At 57.5% G+C, this 17,140-nt stretch carries 16 protein-coding genes and 2 tRNA genes; 1 reads left to right on the plus strand and 17 read right to left on the minus strand.

Translation table 11 applies throughout. The features are described from left to right. Positions 1-83 precede the first annotated feature (83 nt). The 16 genes from HX792_RS23990 to rlmE form a co-directional block, all read right to left on the minus strand. Positions 84-704, minus strand: a complete 621-nt coding sequence (locus tag HX792_RS23990) for a BON domain-containing protein (RefSeq protein ID WP_176998420.1) — start codon at positions 702-704, stop codon at positions 84-86. A 295-nt stretch (positions 705-999) separates the two neighbouring features. Then, positions 1,000-3,105, minus strand: a complete 2,106-nt coding sequence (gene pnp / locus HX792_RS23995) for a polyribonucleotide nucleotidyltransferase (protein ID WP_016973759.1) — start codon at positions 3,103-3,105, stop codon at positions 1,000-1,002. Positions 3,106-3,301: 196 nt separating this feature from the next. Beyond that, complete coding sequence (rpsO, locus tag HX792_RS24000) at positions 3,302-3,571, minus strand: 30S ribosomal protein S15 (protein ID WP_003177875.1); 270 nt, start codon at positions 3,569-3,571, stop codon at positions 3,302-3,304. Between the two features lie 114 nt (positions 3,572-3,685). After that, positions 3,686-4,603: a tRNA pseudouridine(55) synthase TruB gene (truB, locus tag HX792_RS24005; RefSeq protein ID WP_176998421.1), complete on the minus strand. Its 918-nt coding sequence runs from the start codon at positions 4,601-4,603 to the stop codon at positions 3,686-3,688. A 3-nt stretch (positions 4,604-4,606) separates the two neighbouring features. Continuing rightward, positions 4,607-5,002, minus strand: a complete 396-nt coding sequence (rbfA, locus tag HX792_RS24010) for a 30S ribosome-binding factor RbfA (RefSeq protein WP_016973761.1) — start codon at positions 5,000-5,002, stop codon at positions 4,607-4,609. 159 nt (positions 5,003-5,161) lie between these two features. After that, entirely contained in the window at positions 5,162-7,687 is a 2,526-nt protein-coding gene (infB, locus tag HX792_RS24015) for a translation initiation factor IF-2 (RefSeq protein ID WP_176998422.1), read from the minus strand. Between the two features lie 27 nt (positions 7,688-7,714). After that, positions 7,715-9,196: a transcription termination factor NusA gene (gene nusA / locus HX792_RS24020; RefSeq protein ID WP_176998423.1), complete on the minus strand. Its 1,482-nt coding sequence runs from the start codon at positions 9,194-9,196 to the stop codon at positions 7,715-7,717. Positions 9,197-9,243: 47 nt separating this feature from the next. Next, a complete protein-coding gene (rimP, locus tag HX792_RS24025) occupies positions 9,244-9,702 on the minus strand; it encodes a ribosome maturation factor RimP (RefSeq protein WP_176998424.1) in 459 nt (152 codons plus the stop codon). 140 nt (positions 9,703-9,842) lie between these two features. After that, positions 9,843-9,919: transfer RNA gene (locus tag HX792_RS24030), tRNA-Met, on the minus strand. Between the two features lie 96 nt (positions 9,920-10,015). Next, a tRNA-Leu gene (locus HX792_RS24035) sits at positions 10,016-10,101 on the minus strand. Between the two features lie 22 nt (positions 10,102-10,123). Continuing rightward, a complete protein-coding gene (gene secG / locus HX792_RS24040; RefSeq protein WP_010206600.1) occupies positions 10,124-10,507 on the minus strand; it encodes a preprotein translocase subunit SecG in 384 nt (127 codons plus the stop codon). A gap of 4 nt (positions 10,508-10,511) precedes the next feature. Beyond that, entirely contained in the window at positions 10,512-11,267 is a 756-nt protein-coding gene (tpiA, locus tag HX792_RS24045; RefSeq protein ID WP_016973764.1) for a triose-phosphate isomerase, read from the minus strand. Positions 11,268-11,333: 66 nt separating this feature from the next. Continuing rightward, positions 11,334-12,671 carry a phosphoglucosamine mutase gene (gene glmM / locus HX792_RS24050; protein WP_176998425.1) on the minus strand — a complete coding sequence of 446 codons (1,338 nt, stop codon included), beginning with the start codon at positions 12,669-12,671 and terminating at the stop codon, positions 11,334-11,336. A gap of 16 nt (positions 12,672-12,687) precedes the next feature. Next, on the minus strand, positions 12,688-13,539 hold the full coding sequence (gene folP, locus HX792_RS24055) for a dihydropteroate synthase (protein WP_176998426.1): 852 nt from the start codon (positions 13,537-13,539) through the stop codon (positions 12,688-12,690). A gap of 8 nt (positions 13,540-13,547) precedes the next feature. After that, positions 13,548-15,458 carry an ATP-dependent zinc metalloprotease FtsH gene (gene ftsH, locus HX792_RS24060; RefSeq protein WP_176998427.1) on the minus strand — a complete coding sequence of 637 codons (1,911 nt, stop codon included), beginning with the start codon at positions 15,456-15,458 and terminating at the stop codon, positions 13,548-13,550. A gap of 200 nt (positions 15,459-15,658) precedes the next feature. Next, positions 15,659-16,309 carry a 23S rRNA (uridine(2552)-2'-O)-methyltransferase RlmE gene (gene rlmE / locus HX792_RS24065; RefSeq protein WP_010206606.1) on the minus strand — a complete coding sequence of 217 codons (651 nt, stop codon included), beginning with the start codon at positions 16,307-16,309 and terminating at the stop codon, positions 15,659-15,661. A 105-nt stretch (positions 16,310-16,414) separates the two neighbouring features. On the opposite strand from rlmE, the gene HX792_RS24070 reads away from it, so the two are divergent. Beyond that, on the plus strand, positions 16,415-16,723 hold the full coding sequence (locus HX792_RS24070; protein ID WP_010206607.1) for a YhbY family RNA-binding protein: 309 nt from the start codon (positions 16,415-16,417) through the stop codon (positions 16,721-16,723). A gap of 9 nt (positions 16,724-16,732) precedes the next feature. On the opposite strand, the gene HX792_RS24075 is transcribed toward HX792_RS24070, so the two are convergent. Beyond that, positions 16,733-17,137 carry an MFS transporter gene (locus tag HX792_RS24075; protein WP_176998428.1) on the minus strand — a complete coding sequence of 135 codons (405 nt, stop codon included), beginning with the start codon at positions 17,135-17,137 and terminating at the stop codon, positions 16,733-16,735. Positions 17,138-17,140 lie beyond the last annotated feature (3 nt).

The raw sequence follows: 17,140 nt of genomic DNA on the forward strand, positions 1-17,140 counted from the left end.
GCATGAACTCAAGAGGTGCATCGGGTGGATATCTAACTCACCCTTAGCCGCCGCCGTCTAGTTCAAGACGAATCCTTCAGTATTTACTCTGCTTTCAGGCCATCGGCCGATACAGCCTTAACGCCTTTGATTTTCTTGGTGATGTTCACCGCGGTGGTTTTCTGGGCTTCAGTGACCGCTACGGCCGAAGACAGGGAAACAACACCTTTGTTGGTTTCGACTTTGATGTCGGTGCCAGGAATGCCTTTCTCGGTTACCAGATCAGCTTTCACTTTGGTGGTGATCCAGGTATCAGAGGTCGACTCTTTAGCGCTGGCAGCCGCGCCTTTGGTCTTGTCGATGCCGTCAGCCTTGGTCGCGCCGCCAGCCAACAGGCCATCAGCGGAAACGGCGGTTACACCTTTGATTTTCTTGGTGATCGCTACAGCAGTGGCTTTTTGCGAATCAGAGATAGCGACTGTGGACGACAGGGAAACCACGCCTTTGTTGGTTTCAACCTTGATGTCCGAGCCAGGAATGCCTTTCTCGGTCAGCAGATCGGATTTAACTTTGGTAGTGATCCAAGTATCCGAAACGCTTTCTTTGGCCTTGGTCGCTTCACCCGCCGCCAAAGTCATAGGGGCTTGGGAAGTCTGAGCAAAGGCTACGTTAGCACCCATGGCCAGAGTCAGAGCGGTAGCAGTAGCGAGAGCGAACTTCTTCATACGAGTAACTCCTGTTTTATTAAAAGTCCGCAGCACATGAACCTTGATGCTGCAGCGTTAACAGGGATATTGCAGGCAGTGTGCCAAGTCGTGACTGATTATTAAGTTCTTATAAAACAATGACTTATAAAAACTGGCGATTTTCGAAATCGTGCAACTTGCATGAAGCCCATCGTGCCTGCATGCAAGTTGCGGCTTTTGGCTCGGGGTAAATGGCTGATTTCCCTTCACTTTCCCGCGCCCATAAAAAAAGGACCCCGAAGGGTCCTTTTTTTCAGCGTAAAGCCTGGGGTGATTAAACGCCCGAAGCCTTGGCTGCTGCTACGTCCTTGATGGACAGCTTGATACGGCCGCGGTTGTCCACGTCCAGTACCAGCACTTCCACTTCCTGGCCTTCTTTCAGGATGTCGGTCACTTTCTCAACGCGAGCGTCGCTCAGCATGGAGATGTGAACCAGACCGTCTTTGCCCGGCAGGATATTCACGAATGCGCCGAAGTCGACGATGCGCTCAACCTTACCGACGTAGATCTTGCCGATCTCAGCCTCAGCGGTGATACCCAGGACGCGCTGGCGTGCTGCCTCAGCCGCTTCCTTGGTTTCGCCGAAGATCTTGATCGAACCGTCGTCTTCGATGTCGATCGAAGCTTTGGTTTCTTCGCAGATCGCACGGATGGTCGCGCCGCCTTTACCGATGACATCACGGATTTTGTCGGTGTCGATTTTCATCGCGATCATGGTCGGAGCATTTTCCGACAGCTCGGTACGGGACTGACCAATGATCTGGTTCATCTGGCCGAGGATGTTCAGGCGCGCTTCCAGGGCTTGGCCCAGGGCGATTTCCATGATTTCTTCGGTGATGCCTTTGATCTTGATGTCCATCTGCAGCGCGGTCACACCCTTGGCGGTACCGGCTACCTTGAAGTCCATGTCGCCCAGGTGGTCTTCGTCACCCAGGATGTCGGTCAGGATGGCGAACTTCTCGCCTTCTTTAACCAGGCCCATGGCGATACCGGCAACCGGCGCCTTCATCGGCACACCAGCGTCCATCAGCGCCAGGGAAGCACCGCAAACGGAAGCCATGGAGCTGGAACCGTTGGACTCGGTGATTTCCGACACAACACGGATGGTGTAAGGGAACACGTCAGCAGCAGGCAGCATGGCCTGTACCGAACGGCGCGCCAGACGGCCGTGGCCGATTTCGCGACGACCAGCGCCACCCATGCGACCACACTCGCCCACCGAGAACGGAGGGAAGTTGTAGTGCAGCATGAACGGGTCTTTTTTCTCGCCTTCCAGGGTGTCCAGCAGCTGCGCGTCACGGGCAGTACCCAGGGTCGCGACTACCAGGGCCTGGGTTTCACCACGGGTGAACAGCGCCGAACCGTGAGTCTTCGGCAGAACGCCGACTTCGATGTTCAGCGGACGTACGGTGCGGGTGTCGCGGCCGTCGATACGTGGCTTGCCGTTTACGATGTTTTCGCGAACGGTGCGGTATTCGATCTCGCCGAAAGCCGCTTTGACGTCGCTGGAGGAAGGCTGGCCTTCTTCACCGGACAGCTTGGCCACAACCTGATCCTTCAGCTCGCCCAGGCGCGCGTAACGGTCGGCCTTGACGGTGATGGTGTAGGCATCGGAGATGGCAGCGCCGAACTCGGAGCGAATAGCGCCCAGCAGTTCAGTGGCTTCAGCTTGTGGCGCCCAGGTCCAGGTCGGCTTGGCCGCTTCGGCAGCCAGCTCGGTGACGGCCTTGATAACAGCCTGGAACTCGTCGTGGGCGAACAGCACGGCGCCCAGCATCTGGTCTTCGGTCAGCTCTTTGGCTTCCGATTCAACCATCAATACGGCTTCCGAGGTACCGGCAACGACCATGTCCAGGCTCGAAGCTTTCAGTTGCTCGTAAGTCGGGTTCAGCAGGTAGCCGGTGCTTTCGTGGAACGCAACGCGGGCAGCGCCGATCGGGCCATCGAAAGGAATGCCGGAGATAGCCAGGGCAGCCGAGGTACCGATCATCGCAGCGATGTCCGGATCGGTCTTCTTGCTGGTGGAAACGACGGTGCAGACAACCTGCACTTCGTTCATGAAGCCTTCTGGGAACAGCGGACGGATCGGACGGTCGATCAGTCGGGAAGTCAGGGTTTCTTTCTCGGAAGGACGGCCTTCGCGCTTGAAGAAACCGCCAGGGATCTTACCAGCAGCGTAAGTCTTTTCCTGGTAGTGAACGGACAGAGGGAAGAAGCCTTTGCTCGGGTCAGCGGTCTTGGCGCCAACCACGGTCACCAGAACGGTAACGTCGTCGTCAACGGTAACCAGCACTGCGCCGGAGGCTTGACGGGCGATACGGCCTGTCTCGAGGGTAACGGTCGACTGACCGAACTGGAATTTTTTGATAACCGGGTTCACGGTGTCCTACCTTCTTTGTGGCTCTTGGGGGAACTTGTCTTCTTGCGAAATTCTTGGGCAATGTCGGGAATCGGCCCGAACCAGGTCCAGGGGTAAAACGTGTATCCAGATAAAACTTGAGGCTGGGAGCCTACCATGAGCCAGCGGGAATCCCACTGACACACGGTAGACAACCAACCTCTAGCGCAATCGCTTATTAGCGACGCAGACCCAGGCGACCGATCAGAGTCTGATAACGACCCAGATCCTTGCCTTTCAGGTAGTCCAGCAGCTTACGGCGCTGGTTTACCATGCGGATCAGACCACGACGGGAGTGGTGATCTTTACCGTTGGCCTTGAAGTGACCTTGCAGCTTGTTGATGTTGTGGGTCAGCAGTGCAACTTGCACTTCTGGCGAACCAGTGTCACCAACAGCTTGCTGATAGTCAGCAACGATTTGTGCTTTTTCTTGAACGTCGAGAGCCATGAGGCAATCCTTTTTCAGGAAACCACCCAAAGGGCAGTTTCAACAGGCCAGGGACAAATCCCTGTATCTAAAAATGAGTGTTGACCGTGCCTGTTAACAGCCACACTCGTTCGGTCATTCTGACCGAATCAGTCGACGTGGCGCGATGCGCCCGTCTTCGCTCACTTCACCGATACCGATGAAGCGACCGTTATGATCCTGTACCCGCACCATGCCGAACTTCGGAGCATCCGGGGCACGTACCGGCTGGCCGTTGAGCCAGTAGAACGCGCTGTGCTCCGAGAAGTGCAGCAATGGCCAATCCAGCAAACCGCTGTCCGATGGCATCAGGAAGCGATCAACCGCTTCGTTGCCGCCTTCGGCGTGTACCGCTTCCAACTCTTCCAGCGTGACCGTCTGGGCCAGGGTGAAAGGGCCAGCTTGTGTGCGTCGCAGCTCTGCAACGTACGCACCGCAACCAAGATGTTCACCAATATCTTCCACCAGGGTACGGATATAAGTGCCTTTGCTGCAGTCCACGGCCAGGCGCGCGGTATCGCCTTCACAGGCGAGCAATTCCAAGCGCGCAATAGTAACAGAACGCGCTTCGCGCTCCACTACTTCGCCCGCACGTGCCAGCTTGTAAAGGGGTTGCCCATCACGCTTGAGAGCCGAGTACATCGGCGGTATCTGACTGATTTGCCCACGAAAACCGGGTAACGCAGCCTCGATATCAGAGCGACCAACGGTCACGTCGCGAACCTGCAGCACATCACCCTCGGCATCGGCCGTGGTGGTGGTCTTGCCCAGTTGCATCAGGGTTTCGTAACCCTTGTCGGAATCGAGCAGGTATTGCGAGAACTTGGTGGCCTCGCCAAAGCACAACGGCAACACGCCGGTGGCCAGCGGGTCGAGGCTGCCGGTGTGCCCGGCCTTTTCGGCATTGAGCAGCCAGCGAACCTTCTGCAACGCGGCATTGGAGGTGAAGCCAATGGGCTTGTCGAGCAGAATGATGCCGCTGACGTTGCGACGGATACGTTTGACCTGAGCCACCGCTTACTCCTTGGCGTCTTCAGGTGTGGACGGGTGCTGGCTGTCTTCAGCCACGGCGCGCTCGATCAGTGCCGACAGGTGCGCGCCACGCACGACGCTTTCGTCGTAGTGGAAGTGCAACTGGGGAACACTGCGCAGCTTCATTTCGCGGGCCAACTGCATACGCAGGAAACCTGCGGCAGAGTTGAGCACCTTGATGCTTTGCGCGATTTCTTCGCTGCTGTCCTGGCCCATCACGGTGATGAAGATCTTGGCGTGACCCACGTCACGGCTCACTTCAACGGCGGTGATGGTGACCAGGCCAACACGGGGGTCTTTGACTTCGCGACGGATCAGTTGGGCCAGCTCACGCTGCATCTGATCGCCGATACGCTGGGTACGGCTGTATTCTTTTGCCATGTCTTGTTACCTGTTACTGCCACACGGTGAAACCCGTGGGGTCTGAAAGCGGCAAACGCCCGGCCTGACAAAAGCCAGACCGGGCGTTGCGTTTAGAGTCCGTACGCTGCGCGGGGCATTTGCATGCCCACACGCCGCGTGGCTCCGGAAGTGCGCGAGTTAGAGGCTGCGAGCAACCTGAACCTTCTCGAAGACTTCGATCTTGTCGCCAACCTTGACGTCGTTGTAGCTCTTGACGCCGATACCGCATTCCATGCCGGCACGTACTTCGGAAGCGTCATCCTTGAAGCGGCGCAGGGATTCCAGCTCGCCTTCGAAGATAACGATGTCTTCACGCAGTACACGGATTGGACGGTTACGGTACACGGTGCCTTCAACCACCATGCAACCGGCGATCGCGCCGAATTTCGGCGAGCGGAACACGTCACGAACTTCGGCGATACCCAGGATGTTCTCCCGGACGTCGCTGCCAAGCATGCCGGTGAGGGCTTTCTTGACGTCTTCGATGATGTCGTAGATGACGTTGTAGTAACGCATGTCCAGGCCTTCCTGCTCGACGATCTTGCGAGCGCCGGCATCGGCACGCACGTTGAAGCCGAACAGTACAGCGTTGGAAGCCAGTGCCAGGTTGGCGTCGGACTCGGTGATACCACCGACACCGCCACCGACAACGCGCACTTGCACTTCGTCGTTACCCAGGCCGTTCAGGGCGCCGTTCAACGCTTCGAGGGAACCACGTACGTCAGATTTGAGGACGATGTTAAGCGTCTTCTTCTCTTCCTGGCCCATGTTCTCAAAGATGTTTTCCAGCTTGCCGGCGTGAGCACGGGCCAGCTTGACTTCGCGGAACTTGCCTTGACGGAACAGAGCCACTTCACGGGCTTTCTTCTCGTCGGCTACCACGCTCATCTCGTCACCAGCGTCCGGAGTACCGTCCAGGCCGAGGATCTCGACTGGGATAGCAGGACCTGCTTCCTTGATTGGCTTGCCGTTCTCGTCGAGCATGGCACGTACACGGCCGTAGTTCGAACCGACCAGGACCATGTCGCCTTGGCGCAGGGTACCGTCTTGAACCAGGACGGTTGCAACCGGGCCACGGCCCTTGTCGAGGCGCGATTCAACCACGACACCACGGCCAGGAGCCGATGGCGTAGCGGTCAGTTCCAGCACTTCGGCTTGCAACAGAACGGCTTCGAGCAGTTCGTCAACGCCGGTACCCATCTTCGCAGAGACCGGTACGAATGGAGTGTCGCCACCCCACTCTTCGGAAGTCACGCCGTGAACCGACAGTTCGCTACGGATGCGATCGAGATCGGCGCCCGGCTTGTCGATTTTGTTCACTGCAACCACCAGAGGAACGCCAGCCGCCTGAGCGTGCTGAACAGCCTCGATGGTTTGTGGCATTACGCCGTCGTCCGCCGCAACCACCAGGATCACGATGTCGGTCGCCTTGGCACCACGGGCACGCATTGCGGTAAACGCGGCGTGGCCTGGGGTATCGAGGAACGTCACCATGCCACGGTCGGTTTCAACGTGGTATGCGCCGATGTGCTGGGTGATACCACCGGCTTCGCCAGCAGCAACCTTGGCACGACGGATGTAGTCGAGCAGGGAAGTCTTACCGTGGTCAACGTGGCCCATTACGGTCACGACTGGCGCACGAGATACTGCTTCACCTTCAAACTTCAGGGACTCGGCCAGGGAATCTTCCAGGGCGGTGTCGCTGACCAGGGTCACTTTGTGGCCCAGCTCTTCAGCAACCAGTTGAGCAGTTTCCTGATCCAGTACCTGGTTGATGGTGGCCGGGGTGCCCAGCTTGAACATGAACTTGATGATTTCAGCAGCCTTGACCGACATCTGCTGAGCGAGGTCGCCAACAGTGATGGTCTCGCCGATCTTCACTTCACGCACGACAGGACCGGTTGGGCTCTGGAAACCGTGGGCGTTGCGTTTTTTCAGCTTGGCCTTGCCGCGACCACCACGACGGAAGCCATCGCTTTCTTCGTCGGTAGTACGTGGGGCAACGCGTGGAGCAGGCGCTTTCTCTTTGACCGAAGCACGATGCGGAGCGTTTTTGCGCTCGCCATCGCCACCACCACCGCGACGATTGTTATCGTCAGCACGTGGCTTGTCCGGACGACGAGGTTCGTCGCGTTTGCGAGCGTCGGCAGCAGGGGCTGGCGCAGGGGCAACCGGAGCGGCCTCACGTACAGCTTCTACTGGCGCGCTAGGCGCGGCGACCGCTTCAGTGGCAGCAGGTTGCGCAGCAGCAGGCTGGCGACGCGCTTCTTCTTCGGCGCGACGCTTGGCTTCTTCTTCAGCCTTCTGACGAGCAGCATTTTCTACTGCGCGACGTTCTTCCAGTTCGCGTTTGCGCTCGGCTTCGATTTCTTCCGGGCTGCGTTGTACGAAGACTTTCTTCTTGCGTACTTCAACACTGATGCTCTTGCTACCAGCGACACGCAGGGTGCTGGTGGTTTTGCGCTGCAATGTAATCTTGCGCGGTTCTTCCACTTTCGCCTTGTGGCTGCTCTTCAAGTGAGTCAGCAAAGACTGCTTCTCACTGTCGCTCACACCTTCATCGGCGGCGGTGTGCGGCAGACCTGCCTCACGCATCTGCTGCAACAGGCGCTCTACCGGTGTTTTGACCTCATCGGCCAGTTGTTTCACCGTGACTTGCGTCATGCACTTCTCTCCTCAGGCCGCGCCTAGTTACTCGAACCAATGGGCTCGGGCGGCCATGATCAACTTGCCGGCACGATCATCGTCAATGCCGTCGATGTCGAGCAGATCGTCAATAGACTGCTCGGCCAGGTCTTCGCGGGTAATTACGCCGCGCACCGCCAGTTCCATCGCCAAATCCTTGTCCATACCCTCAAGCGAGAGCAGGTCTTCGGCCGGATGGGCGTCTGCCAGCTTTTCCTCAGTAGCGATGGCTTTAGTCAACAAACGATCCTTGGCCCGAGCGCGAAGCTCGTTGACGATGTCTTCGTCAAAGCCGTCGATGTTGAGCATTTCTTCCAACGGTACGTAGGCAATCTCTTCCAGGCTGGTGAAGCCTTCATCTACCAGCACCTGTGCCAGCTCTTCGTCGACTTCCAGCTCGTCGATGAAGTTGCGCAGGATGTCACCGGTTTCAGCTTGCTGCTTAGCCTGGATGTCCGATTCGGTCATCACGTTCAGGGTCCAGCCGGTCAGTTGGCTGGCCAGACGCACGTTCTGACCACCACGACCAATGGCCTGAGCCAGATTGTCTGCGCCAACGGCGATGTCCATGGCATGGGCATCTTCGTCAACGATAATTGCCGCCACTTCAGCGGGCGACATGGCGTTGATCACGAACTGCGCCGGGTTGTCGTCCCACAGGACGATGTCCACACGCTCACCGCCCAATTCGCCCGACACTGCCTGGACGCGCGAACCGCGCATACCGATGCAGGCGCCTTGCGGGTCGATGCGTTTGTCCTTGGAGCGGACCGCGATCTTGGCGCGCGAACCCGGGTCGCGGGACGCAGCCATGACTTCGATCAGGCCTTCGGCGATTTCCGGCACTTCGATACGGAACAGCTCGATCAGCATTTCCGGCGCGGTACGCGACAGGATCAACTGAGGGCCACGGTTTTCGGTGCGGATTTCCTTGAGCAGCGCACGCAGACGCACGCCGACACGGAAGGTTTCGCGGGAGATGATGTCCTCGCGGGCCAGCAACGCTTCGGCGTTGTTGCCCAGGTCGACGATCACGTTGTCGCGGGTGACTTTTTTCACGGTGCCGGAGATGATTTCACCCAGGCGCTCGCGATAGGCGTCAACGACTTGAGCGCGCTCGGCTTCGCGAACCTTCTGCACAATGACCTGCTTGGCGGTCTGTGCAGCAATACGGCCGAATTCGATCGATTCGATCTTTTCTTCAACGACATCACCGACCTTGGCGCCAGGGTGCGTTTGCGCAACCTTGCTCGGCCAGGTTTCGATGGCCGGATCATCAAGATCGGCTTCTTCGACGACCGTCCAGCGACGGAAAGTCTCATAGGCACCGGTGTGGCGGTTGATTTCCACACGCAGATCAACTTCGTCTTCAAAACGCTTTTTGGTAGCAGTGGCCAGAGCCAGCTCCAGCGCTTCAAAAATCACGTTTGCCGGTACGCCCTTTTCATTGGATACCGACTCAACAACCAGCAGTACTTCTTTGCTCATCGTACGCCTCGCCTTTCGCAAGCCATTGGATCCGCGGGATCCGCGTCTCAGTCAAAACTGGGAATAATGTTGGCCTTGTCGATCATATCGATCGGCAACAGGAACTCATGGTCGTCTACCTGCACCACGACATCCTGTTCTTCTACACCGCGCAGAAGGCCCTGAAAGTTGCGTCGCCCTTCAAAGGGAGATCGCAGCCTGATCTTCACTTGTTCACCGGCAAATTTTGCAAACTGATCAATAGTGAACAGTGGGCGTTCCATGCCTGGCGAGGAAACTTCGAGGGTGTATTCAACGGAAATTGGATCTTCAACATCCAGGACACCGCTGATCTGACGGCTGACAATGGCACAATCGTCCACCAGCACGCCGCCCTCTTTATCGATATAAACGCGCAACATTGAGTGGCGACCTTGAGCCGAAAACTCAATACCCCAGCATTCATAGCCTAGGGCCACGACCACCGGGGCCAACAAGGCCTGCAACTCTTCTAGCTTGCTCGACACCTGAACCCCCTCGTGCATGTATGTGCATGCTGTGCAAAATAAAAAAATGGGCGAAACGCCCATCCTTGAAACGCCGTCGAACAACGGCGTTGAAAGTGTCCAGCTAACAAAAAGCCCCTTAAAAGGGGCTCCGCTAAAACTGGTTGCGGGGGCCGGATTTGAACCGACGACCTTCGGGTTATGAGCCCGACGAGCTACCAGACTGCTCCACCCCGCGACAAAGCTGGGGCGGAAGTATACGACCGATCCCTTACAGGGTCAATGTAACCTTCCACCTACAAGAAAGCCCGCAACTGCGGGCTCTCCTGATAATTGGTACCGAGAAGGGGACTCGAACCCCTACACCCTATGGGCACAACCACCTCAAGGTTGCGTGTCTACCAATTCCACCACCTCGGCAATACAGCGTTTACAACCCTTCTTACTTTTGCTCTTGAGCTGGAGGTACGTCAGTCGCTGGAGTAGCCGACTTTTGCTCTTGAAGCACCGGGACATCATCAGAAGCCGGTTTTGCTTTTGGCACTTCCAACACTGCTGGGTTTGGCAAACCTACTTGAGTCAGCACATGAGCTTTCTCTTTAGCAAAGTAACCTAACCCTAAGCTGGTTATGAAGAAACCTGCGGCAAGTATAGCAGTAAACTTACTAAGAAAGGTAGAGGAACCTTGGCTTCCGAACACAGTATTTGAAGCACCTGCACCGAAAGACGCACCAGCATCCGCACCTTTACCCTGTTGCAACAAAACCAGGGCAACTACGCCCAGGGCAGCCAACAGATGAAAAACGACTACGACTGTTTCCAGCATTTTTTCAGTTTCCCGCGGCGCGACAGATCGCACCGAACTCATCTGCATTCAGGGAAGCTCCACCAATGAGCCCCCCATCGATATCCGGCATGCCGAACAGTTCGACCGCATTGGCCGCCTTCACGCTGCCGCCGTATAGAAGCCGCACACCTTGCGCGACCTCAGAATTCTCTGCCGCCAACTGTGCGCGGATGGCTGCATGCACATCCTGCGCCTGTTGCGGTGTAGCAGTCAGCCCGGTACCAATGGCCCAGACCGGCTCGTAAGCGATTACTGCCTTTGCAAACGCACCAACACCCAGCTCCTCGATGATGCTGCCCAGCTGACGCGAGACAACTTCAAGAGTCTTGCCCGATTCGCGCTCTGCAAGGGTCTCCCCTACGCACAACACTGGAATCAAGCCACAAGCCTGTGCCGCTGCGAACTTGCGATTGAGTGTCCCATCACGCTCGCCCATCATCTGACGGCGCTCGGAGTGCCCAACGAGCACATAGGAACAACCCGCATCAACCAGCTGACTCGGCGAAATTTCACCAGTCAACGCACCTTGCATCGGCTCCACCGCAGAGTTCTGCGCGCCGACCTGGATCGACTTGCCTTTCAAGCCATCAACCACTTGGTTGATATGCAAGCAAGGTGGAAAAACCGCGACATCAACACCGCTTGGCAAGGCCAAGTGACGAAGGCCGTTGATCAGCTCAGCGACACTGGCGCGGGTACCGTGCATCTTCCAGTTACCAGCTACCATAGTGCGACGCATGCTGTACCTCGTCGGTCAAAGTGGGCGCAGATGTTACCCAACCACATCATCACTGGCAAGCCGAATTCAGGCGCAAACTTCAGTTACCAGTTTTGCCAGGTCTTCGGCATGGCCGCGAACCTGTATTTCGTCATCACCTTCGACCATGACACGCACCAAAGGCTCTGTGCCGGACTTGCGCAACAGCACCCGCCCACGCCCCGCCATTGCCAGGGTCACGCGCTCGCAGGCCTCTTTGACAGCCGGATGCTCGATCGGATTTTCACCGCCCGCAAAGCGCACATTGAGCAGCACTTGAGGACACTTGCGCAGCGCCTGACGGGCCTGGGCAAGGCTTTCTTCACGACGACGCAAGGACAACAGCACCTGCAGCGCGGCAATAATGGCATCGCCCGTTGTGGTGTGATGGAAGCACACGACGTGCCCGGAGTTTTCACCCCCCACCTGCCAGTTGCGCTCCAACAGTTCTGCGATCACATAACGGTCGCCCACATTCGCGCGAACGAAAGGAATACCTAAATCCGCCAGGGCCAGTTCCAGCCCAAGATTGCTCATCAGCGTACCCACGACACCGCCTTGCAGCTTGCCACGCTCATGCAGGTCGCGGGCAATGATGAACAACAGCTCATCACCATCGACCACAGCACCGGTGTGATCAACCATCAGCACGCGATCGCCATCACCATCGAAGGCAATACCAAGGTCCGCATGCTCAGCCAGCACGGCCGCCTGCAGTTGCTCTGTATGGGTGGAGCCACAGTTTTCGTTGATGTTCAAACCATTCGGCTGAGCCGACAGCACCGTCACATCGGCGCCCAGCTCCTTGAACACACTCGGCGCAACCTTGTAGGTGGCGCCGTGAGCGCAATCGACAACAATTTTCAGACCGGCAAAATTGGTGCTGGTCGGCACGCTGCTCTTGCAGAACTCGATGTAGCGGCCGGAAGCGTCATTGATGCGCGACACCTTGCCCAGCTTGCTGGAGTCCACCACCGTCATTGGCGCATCCAGCAACTCTTCGATCATCAACTCGATCTCGTCCGGCAGCTTGGTGCCCTGGCCCGAGAAGAACTTGATGCCATTGTCATCATGAGGGTTGTGCGAGGCACTGATTACGATACCGGCTTCAGCATGAAAGGTACGCGTCAGGTAAGCGATCGCCGGCGTTGGCATTGGGCCAAGCAGCATTACATCAGCACCGGCAGCGGACAAACCGGCCTCCAGCGCAGATTCAAACATGTACCCCGAAATACGGGTGTCCTTGCCCACCAGGATACGGCATGCACCCATGCTTCGGAACGCCATGCCTGCCGCCCAACCCAGCTTGAGCATGAAATCTGGAGTAATAGGAAACTCGCCGACCCGACCACGGATACCGTCGGTGCCAAAGTATTTTTTAGTCATAAGTGCTCCATCATTCTTATTCGGCTGATTCTACAGCGGCAATCATACGCACCACGTCCACAGTCTCCGCGACATCATGCACACGCAAGATACGCGCGCCCTTGGTCACCGCCAGCGCCGCCAGCGCAAGGCCGCCATACAGTCGCTCACCCACCGGACGGTTCAAGGCCAGCCCTATCATGCTCTTGCGCGAAACACCGACCAACAAGGGCCGACCAAGGGCATGCAAGGAATCCATATGCTTGAACAGGCTTAAATTGTGTTGCAGGGTCTTGGCGAAACCAAATCCCGGATCAAGGATGATCTTTTCCGCAGGAATTCCGACCGCAGCGCACTGCTCGACCCGCTCCGCGAGAAAGCCACTCACCTCACCCACAAGGTCATCATAGTGCGGGCTGTCTTGCATATTTCCGGGCTCGCCCAGCATGTGCATCAGGCATACCGGCAACCCGGTCGCCGCAGCTGCATCCAAGGCACCCTCGCGCTGGAGGGAACGCACATCATTGATCAACCCGGCACCCAGGCGCGCAGCCTCGCGCATTACGGCTGGTGTTGAAGTATCAACCGAAATGATCACGTCCAGCTCGCGAGCAATGCGCTCGACGATAGGCGCCACCCGCTCCAGCTCCTCCAAAGGAGAGACCACGCGGGCGCCGGGACGAGTCGACTCACCACCGACATCGATCAATGTCGCGCCAGCCGCCACCATCGCCTCGGCATGACGCAACGCTGCATCAAGCTGGCTGAAACGGCCGCCATCGGAAAAGGAATCGGGGGTTACATTAAGAATGCCCATGACATGCGTATGGGCCAAATCAAGAACCCGATTGCCGCAAGGCAACCGGGTGGAGGACAACACAGAAGTCATTTCAAGCCTTAGTGGTCAGCTGCCGGGCCGCCGATCGGGTTTTCAGGGCGTTCGTTCTGAACCACTGGCGGGGTGCCAGAAGTGCCCGAACCGCCTTCCCAATCGCGAGGCTCACGAGGTGCGCGCCCCGCCATGATGTCGTCGATCTGATCGGCATCAATGGTCTCGTACTTCATCAGCGCATCCGCCATGGCATCCAGCTTGTCGCGGTTGTCAGTCAGGATCTGCTTGGCCGTGCCGTAGCACTGGTCAATGATGCTGCGTACTTCGGAGTCAATCAGCTTGGCTGTCTCGCCGGAGAAACTGGCGTTTTGACCGCCACCACCACGGCCCAGGAACACTTCGCCTTCTTCTTCGGCGTACATCAATGGGCCTAGTTTTTCCGACAGGCCCCACTTGGTGACCATGTTCCGGGCAATCTGGCTGGCACGCATGATGTCGTTGGAAGCGCCGGTAGTGACACCGTCGAAGCCCAAGGTCATCTCTTCTGCAATACGACCACCGTACAGCGAGCAGATCTGGCTGATCAGCGCCCGCTTGGAGAGGCTGTAGCGATCCTCTTCCGGCAGGAACATGGTGACACCCAGTGCCCGACCACGAGGAATGATCGACACTTTGTAGACCGGGTCATGCTCAGGCACGACGCGACCGACAATGGCGTGACCGGCTTCGTGGTAAGCCGTGTTCTGCTTTTCTTTCTCGGACATGACCATGGACTTGCGCTCGGCGCCCATCATGATCTTGTCTTTCGCCAGTTCGAACTCTTTCATCTCGACGATACGCTTGCCGGTACGGGCAGCGAACAACGAAGCCTCGTTGACCAGGTTGGCCAGGTCGGCACCGGAGAAGCCCGGAGTACCCCGTGCGATCACGGCCGGAGCCACGTCATCACCCATCGGCACTTTGCGCATGTGTACTTTCAGGATCTGCTCACGACCACGGATGTCCGGCAAGCCCACCACAACCTGACGGTCGAAGCGGCCTGGACGCAGCAACGCAGGGTCCAATACGTCCGGACGGTTGGTTGCAGCGATGACGATGATGCCGTCATTCATTTCAAAGCCGTCCATCTCAACCAGCAACTGGTTAAGGGTTTGCTCACGCTCGTCATGACCGCCGCCCATGCCGGCGCCACGATGGCGACCAACGGCGTCGATTTCATCGATGAAGATGATGCACGGCGCGTGTTTCTTGGCCTGCTCGAACATGTCGCGAACGCGGCTTGCACCGACACCCACGAACATCTCGACGAAGTCAGAACCGGAAATGGTGAAGAAAGGCACCTTGGCCTCGCCCGCAATGGCCTTGGCCAGCAGGGTCTTACCGGTACCTGGCGGGCCCACCATCAGCACACCGCGAGGAATGCGGCCGCCCAGACGCTGGAATTTGCCCGGATCACGCAGGAACTCAACCAGTTCGCCGACTTCTTCCTTGGCTTCATCGCAACCTGCGACGTCAGCCAGAGTGGTCTTCACCTGGTCTTCGGACAGCAGGCGCGCCTTGCTCTTGCCGAAGCTCATCGGCCCGCCCTTGCCCCCCGCGCCACCTTGCATCTGGCGCATGAAGAACATGAACACGGCGATGATCACCAGGATCGGGAAGCTGGCTACCAGCAATTGGGTCCAGATGCTTTGCTGCTCAGGCTGCTTGCCTTCGACAACCACGTGGTTATCCACCAGGTCGCCGATCAGACCGTTGTCCTGAATGGCCGGACGAATGGTCTTGAAGCTGTCGCCATCGTTGCGCTTGCCGGTGATCACGTAGCCATCAACCGCTACGCGCTCGACCTTGCCATCCTTAACTTGCTGGATGAAGTCGGAATAGTTGAGGGTCTGCGGCTCGTTAGGGCTGGAGAAGTTGTTCATCACCGTCACCAGGACAGCCGCGATGATCAACCACAGGATCAGATTCTTTGCCATATCGTTCAATTAACTACCCTCTGAAGCAAGCTCCGCTACTGGCGCGCGCTTCGCATGATATTCACCGGCCTAACTTACTACATTACCTACAACTCTGGCAGGCGCCGTCTGTAACCCTTTGTGAAACTTTGACTACACAATATTCGTAAAGCTTCGTGACGAAAGCGATATAAAAAAACCTATCGACTCCCTTCAAACCTTTAAAGACGCTCATCGCTGGCGGCGCCTTCAATGCCACGGAACCCCCGCGCCAATAGGTATTGCTCGCGAGACCGGTCCCGGGAAGAGTCCGGCTTGCGCATCTGTACCTTGTCAAACAGCTTGCGGATGTTCTTGTGGTACTCGTCGAAGCCTTCACCCTGGAAGACCTTGACCAGAAAATCACCACCCGGGCGCAATACCCGCCCGGCCAGATCCAGTGCCAACTCGCACAGGAACATGGCTCGCGGCATATCAACAGCCGGTAATCCACTCATATTGGGGGCCATGTCGGAAATCACAAGGTCTACCTGCGAATTTCCCACAGCTTCCAGGATCTCGGCCAATACGGCGTCCTGGGTAAAGTCGCCATGCACGAAGGTCACGTCAGGGATGCTGTCCATCTCAAGGATGTCGGACGCAATCAACCGGCCTTGCCCACCAATCAGACGACTGGCCACCTGGGACCAGCCACCCGGGGCGGCGCCCAGGTCGATCACGCTCATGCCGGGGCGAAACAATTTGTCCTTGTCCTGGAGCTCCAGCAGCTTGTAGCTGGCCCGGGAACGGTAACCGTCCTTCTGCGCCTTTTTGACGTAAGGATCGTTGAAATGCTCTTGCAGCCACTTAAGGCTAGTTTTGGAACGGGCCACGGGCCACCTCGAAAATAAAACGGGTCGTGATTAACTGGGCGGTCCCGGACTCCCTCGGGTAAACTGGCCGCCGCTTTTTACAAGATCAGACGCAGGGGTCAGATTATGCCGCTCACTCAAGAGCAGAAGAAACAGTACAAATCCATTGGCCACCATCTGAAACCAGTTCTGATTGTGGCAGACAACGGTTTGACTGAAGGTGTGTTAGCCGAATTCGAACGCGCGCTGAACGATCACGAACTGATCAAGATCAAGGTCAACATCCTCGACCGCGAGGCGCGCCTGGCTGCCATTGCAGAACTGTGCAAGGTTGGCAAAGCGGACCTGGTCCAGGTCATCGGCAAGATGGCGCTGCTGTATCGCAAGAACTTCAGCGTCAACAAGCAACTGTCGAACGTTCATCGCTTCAAATGATTCAAAGGGTCACGGGCGCGCTTCGCGTGCCCCGCCACTCCACCCGGGCGCCGGCTGTATAACCAGCACCAGGCCGGAAAACCCTAGCACAAGATAGCTGAATAGCTGCCAGCGCAACGCTTCCGGCAACCATACATGCACCGCGCAAAACATTGCACATGCATACAGCGCCATCAACAGCAGTTGGCCGCGAATATCCCGCCACAAACTCCCCAGGCCTTCAGCCTTGATCAGCACCAGCGCCTGGAGAATCACGCACGCCGCCGCAAAACCCACCAGCAGCGCACTCAGTAGTCCGTCGATCTCATCGATCAGCAATGGCGCCAGGCCAATCAGGCCCAACGCTGGTAAAACACCAATATGCAGCAGCCATAGGCCACCCACCCAAAGCATCTGGGTGAGTTGCCACAGCATGGC

This window comes from Pseudomonas sp. B6002, from assembly GCF_013385985.1.
Taxonomy (GTDB): Bacteria; Pseudomonadota; Gammaproteobacteria; order Pseudomonadales; family Pseudomonadaceae; genus Aquipseudomonas.

Excerpts from the sequence above, each read along its gene's own strand:
- HX792_RS23990 (WP_176998420.1), bottom strand. The coding sequence starts at position 704 with ATGAAGAAGTTCGCTCTCGCTACTGCTACCGCTCTGACTCTGGCCATG.
- rpsO (WP_003177875.1), bottom strand. The coding sequence starts at position 3,571 with ATGGCTCTCGACGTTCAAGAAAAAGCACAAATCGTTGCTGACTATCAG.
- rbfA (WP_016973761.1), bottom strand. The coding sequence starts at position 5,002 with ATGGCAAAAGAATACAGCCGTACCCAGCGTATCGGCGATCAGATGCAG.
- infB (WP_176998422.1), bottom strand. The coding sequence starts at position 7,687 with ATGACGCAAGTCACGGTGAAACAACTGGCCGATGAGGTCAAAACACCG.
- nusA (WP_176998423.1), bottom strand. The coding sequence starts at position 9,196 with ATGAGCAAAGAAGTACTGCTGGTTGTTGAGTCGGTATCCAATGAAAAG.
- secG (WP_010206600.1), bottom strand. The coding sequence starts at position 10,507 with ATGCTGGAAACAGTCGTAGTCGTTTTTCATCTGTTGGCTGCCCTGGGC.
- tpiA (WP_016973764.1), bottom strand. The coding sequence starts at position 11,267 with ATGCGTCGCACTATGGTAGCTGGTAACTGGAAGATGCACGGTACCCGC.
- glmM (WP_176998425.1), bottom strand. The coding sequence starts at position 12,671 with ATGACTAAAAAATACTTTGGCACCGACGGTATCCGTGGTCGGGTCGGC.
- folP (WP_176998426.1), bottom strand. The coding sequence starts at position 13,539 with ATGACTTCTGTGTTGTCCTCCACCCGGTTGCCTTGCGGCAATCGGGTT.
- ftsH (WP_176998427.1), bottom strand. The coding sequence starts at position 15,458 with ATGGCAAAGAATCTGATCCTGTGGTTGATCATCGCGGCTGTCCTGGTG.
- HX792_RS24070 (WP_010206607.1), top strand. The coding sequence starts at position 16,415 with ATGCCGCTCACTCAAGAGCAGAAGAAACAGTACAAATCCATTGGCCAC.
- HX792_RS24075 (WP_176998428.1), bottom strand. The coding sequence starts at position 17,137 with ATGCTGTGGCAACTCACCCAGATGCTTTGGGTGGGTGGCCTATGGCTG.